We start from the raw sequence: 1516 nt of genomic DNA, 5'->3' as shown, positions 1-1516 counted from the left end.
CGGTATGATCGCACATATAATCGGGATGATTGACTTTGCTGTTCAGTAGCTCCATCACCACCAACACATTGTTTTTTTCCGCTAACGACATAATCTTCTTGATGCCTTCAGCGCAATTCTTCATGCCGGTTTCGTCATCCATACCGTCGCGGTTACCCGAGAAGGTTATTACTTGTTTGAGGCCCGCTTCGGCGACCATTGGAATACTCTTTTCGTAAAGTGCTATCAGGTCAGCGTGGTGTTCGGTGCGGTTCCAGCATTTTTCAATACCAAAACCATTTTCCCAATAAGCAGCCAGCGCACAGGTTAATCCGTGCTTTTTTAGTGTAGGCCATTCTTTGGGACCTAGCAACTCAACGGATTTAATGCCCATTTTCTTAGCCGAAACACAAAATTCTTCCAATGGTATGCTACCGTAGCACCATTTACAAACCGAGTGATTGATGTTGCCTTTCAAGGAAGTATCGGAAGAATGCGACATTGATTGAGTAATTGATGAGGTAGAAAATAAGGCGGCACTACCTGCCATATGTTTGATTGCCGATCGACGGTTAGTTTTCATATCGTATACTTCTTAGTGTAGGTAATAATTAATATTGACAGTTACTTTGGAAACTTCTTGTAAATATTTTTCCGGTTCGTGAACCTAGCAAAATCAACTGTATCATTTTCGAGGTAAAAACCTAGCCGGTAGTCACCAATACGAATGCGATAAGCATTTCTATCCGATTTGAGTTTTTTGACGCCGGACAAGCTTTCTAAATCCGAGGCACTCTTAATGTTTGTAATGATACTTCGCACCTTCTGTTTAACCCGTTCATCTTTTAGCTTGCGAAGATCCTTTAAAAAACTCTCTTCGTACCGTACTTTCACGATAGCTCCTTCATCACTTCTTCTTCGCTTACAAAGCTACCTGATCTTTTCTCGTCCATAGCCTTCAACAACAATTGATCTTCTAAATCTTCTTCCGAAAGAATTTCAGCAGCAATATTCATTTTTTTAAGCAACTGACGAAGTAGTGTCAATTCAGCTTTGTTACTTGGTTTTACTAAAAGCGTATCCATACTTATGTGCTATTCAAATTATATAACGATTCTACCCCTAAGGTACTACATTTAACCTTGATAGTTCATACGGGTTCTAATTTCGGTTACGGCTTCTTTGCCCGCCCATTTTTCACATAAGTAAAGCCCCAAATCTATTGAAGCCGAGACTGCACCTGCTGTGATAATTCCATTGTCTTCAACAATTCGGTCGATGGCTACTCGCTGGCAGTAGGGCTTTAGCGTTTTGTATTCATTGAAATTGGTGGTAGCCGTTTTTCCCTTTAGAAAGCCCGCCGCACCTAGAAGTAGACTGCCAGTACAAATAGATGCTTTGAGTGGAACTTTATCAGAAGTTTTAATCCAATTGAGAAAATCCTGGTCGTATCGTAACGCACGAGTGCCAAATCCGCCCGGAACAATAATGACATCGTAGTCAGCTAATGAGTTTTGGACTTTATGGGGCTTCACTT

At 41.2% G+C, this 1516-nt stretch carries 4 protein-coding genes; all 4 read right to left on the bottom strand.

The features are described from left to right. A partial coding sequence (locus WBA23_RS18725) for a TIM barrel protein (RefSeq protein ID WP_424583807.1) occupies nucleotides 1-562 on the bottom strand: 562 nt, incomplete at its 3' end. A 41-nt stretch (nucleotides 563-603) separates the two neighbouring features. Next, nucleotides 604-873: a type II toxin-antitoxin system RelE family toxin gene (locus WBA23_RS18720; RefSeq protein WP_424583806.1), complete on the bottom strand. Its 270-nt coding sequence runs from the start codon at nucleotides 871-873 to the stop codon at nucleotides 604-606. After that, nucleotides 870-1064, bottom strand: coding sequence for a hypothetical protein (locus WBA23_RS18715; RefSeq protein WP_424583805.1), 195 nt, complete (start codon nucleotides 1062-1064; stop codon nucleotides 870-872). The genes WBA23_RS18720 and WBA23_RS18715 overlap by 4 nt, the downstream gene beginning before the upstream one ends. A 51-nt stretch (nucleotides 1065-1115) precedes the next feature. Beyond that, the coding region (locus WBA23_RS18710; protein ID WP_424583804.1) for a DJ-1/PfpI family protein at nucleotides 1116-1516 on the bottom strand (401 nt) is incomplete at its 5' end.

Source organism: Tunicatimonas sp. (assembly GCF_049647865.1).
GTDB lineage: Bacteria > Bacteroidota > Bacteroidia > Cytophagales > Cyclobacteriaceae > Tunicatimonas.
The sequence above is the reverse complement of the archived record's forward strand: the minus strand, read 5'-3'. Positions and strand labels throughout refer to the sequence as shown.

What these genes read in the sequence shown, in the direction of transcription:
- WBA23_RS18715 (WP_424583805.1), bottom strand. Translation starts at nt 1,064, where the DNA reads ATGGATACGCTTTTAGTAAAACCAAGTAACAAAGCTGAATTGACACTA.